A 1,884-nucleotide genomic window follows, 5' to 3' on the forward strand; every position below is an offset into this window, starting at 1 on the left:
CCTGGATTCGGTCATCCATTTATCGCTGTGCTGCCACAGGAAGCGAGTTCCCTTTGCCTGACGACGACTTTCAACAGGAAGATGCGGATGTTCATTCTGGCGGGTTTTATCCACCACCTCACCCGGTTGTTTCGCCACATGAAAGCGATCGAAGGCTATTTTCTCAACCGCATTGGGTAAGTGGATGCGCGCTGCTCTTAGTTTGCTGAGCCAGTTTAGCATTGCCTTCTACATGACCGATGCCTGAGCCGGTATACCGAACTTTATTGTCCTCAACCAGTCATGTTATAAGCAAGAAATGCACTCAGCGGATAGAGCGACATAATCTGAACCTGCGGACACATCTTAAGCGGCTTACCCGCAAAACCATATGCTTCTCAAAGTCTGATGATATGCACTATAAGATCATCGGCTGGTATCTGACAATCAACCACCACCACTAAATCTGCGTCACGACCTGCAACTGAGTCTGGTTGAACAGGCTGAGGCCCTGCTGAAGCAACGCGAACCTCTCGACTCTTGTTGGATTTTACCAAATAGTTTTTCTAAAATTAAACACATTTATATAAGTTCTTTGCTGAACAAAACGCAGCCCGCCATCCTTTTTCATTCATAAATTCAGCAATGGCAGATAAAACTTTTTCATCAAGCATATAAAAAATAATGCAAGTAGACTCAATATGCCTCATACAAATAAGGCCGCACATATCCGTAATATATTTGTCAATGCTGCTATAATTTGCATGGTAATATGCCATGCTATTATCTGATGATTTTACATATGCAGTATGACATATTTTTCCTTCACGATTAACAAAACTGACAAAACCACTTTCACCAGGAGTAATATATAAAGATGAATTTAACGTGCGCTCACTAATATTCATTAATTGTTGAAATTCAATGGAATAGTTTTCAGTTAATGTATCTATTATCTTGGCTTTGTCTTTCTTTGTTATCTCATTGTCTTTTTCGGCAAGAAAAATTGCCACTTTATGACATGCATTCAGCTCGTTAATTTTACCTGATAAAACTGCTTTTCTTACCACATCGTTGAACTCATCGATAGTGTGTTTTTTATTATATATATCATGAAAAATATAGCCTAAAGACTTAAACGAGACTTTCATTTTATATTCTCCTTAAATATTAACAGGATATATATATCACATTTTCCTCTATATTTTCAGAAACCAGCTATCATTTTCCCCATTACTGGTACGTCGCTTCAGATATTTCCGCAGCAAGCGATAACCCTGCGCACTATGAGGATGCCATTCATTATAATGTTTGAACACCTTCGCGAGACTACTTTACTGCTGTTAACACGTCAGGTTCGAACATAACACTGATTTAATCATATTTCATCGTTTTGACGAAGTTTTCTGCCATTCCATTTTGCACCGCCGTGTGTTTGGGGGCAAGGCCGACCATCTGTGTTTCATTCGCCAGATATAAGTGATGAGATGGCATTCTCCCTCCTTCACGGCAGAAGCATTTTGACCGTTTAGGGGATGCGGACGATTTTCATGCCTGCTAAGATACTTTCGTTACTGATGCTGTCCGTTTTCCACCATTTCATCATCACTGATTGGCGTTGTGTTTTTGGTCAGCACTCCAGCTTTACGTTTCTCTTTTAACCGGTAACTCTCTCCTTTGATATTCAGCGTGTAGCAGCCGATCTAGGATCGCTGTTGCCAGCACGTGATCTCCGAACATTTCTCCCCAGTCTGCGACCCCTTTGTTTGACGTCAGTATGATGCTCGCTTTTTCATATCGACAGTTCATCGATAGGAATTTAAATCCCCAAAAGATTAAAAAAGCACCGAAGAATGCGCGTTTATTCAACACAACCTGATCATCAAGTAATCGGTATAGACACTT

Annotated in this window: 1 protein-coding gene and 4 pseudogenes; 1 reads left to right on the top strand and 4 read right to left on the bottom strand. The window is 40.6% G+C overall.

Features of this window, described 5'->3' with window-relative positions:
* Window positions 1-201: pseudogene (locus tag BHE85_RS14425) on the bottom strand (transposase); the annotation flags it as partial.
* Between the two features lie 10 nt (window positions 202-211).
* Between BHE85_RS14425 and BHE85_RS14430 the strand changes: the two are divergent.
* Window positions 212-443 (top strand): annotated as a pseudogene (locus BHE85_RS14430) (IS1 family transposase); the annotation flags it as partial.
* Window positions 444-551: 108 nt separating this feature from the next.
* Here BHE85_RS14430 and BHE85_RS14435 read toward each other — a convergent pair.
* The 3 genes and pseudogenes from BHE85_RS14435 to BHE85_RS14440 all read right to left on the bottom strand — a co-directional run.
* A complete protein-coding gene (locus BHE85_RS14435; RefSeq protein ID WP_000868561.1) occupies window positions 552-1,130 on the bottom strand; it encodes a hypothetical protein in 579 nt (192 codons plus the stop codon).
* A gap of 48 nt (window positions 1,131-1,178) precedes the next feature.
* A pseudogene (locus BHE85_RS27530) lies at window positions 1,179-1,437 on the bottom strand (integrase core domain-containing protein); the annotation flags it as partial.
* Between the two features lie 113 nt (window positions 1,438-1,550).
* Window positions 1,551-1,797, bottom strand: a pseudogene (locus tag BHE85_RS14440) (ATP-binding protein); the annotation flags it as partial.
* Between the last annotated feature and the right edge of the window lie 87 nt (window positions 1,798-1,884).

The sequence above is a fragment of the Shigella sp. FC1567 genome, from assembly GCF_001743015.1.
Lineage (GTDB): Bacteria > Pseudomonadota > Gammaproteobacteria > Enterobacterales > Enterobacteriaceae > Escherichia > Escherichia coli.

Coding starts and splice junctions, on each gene's coding strand:
- BHE85_RS14435 (WP_000868561.1), bottom strand. CDS start 1,130: ATGAAAGTCTCGTTTAAGTCTTTAGGCTATATTTTTCATGATATATAT.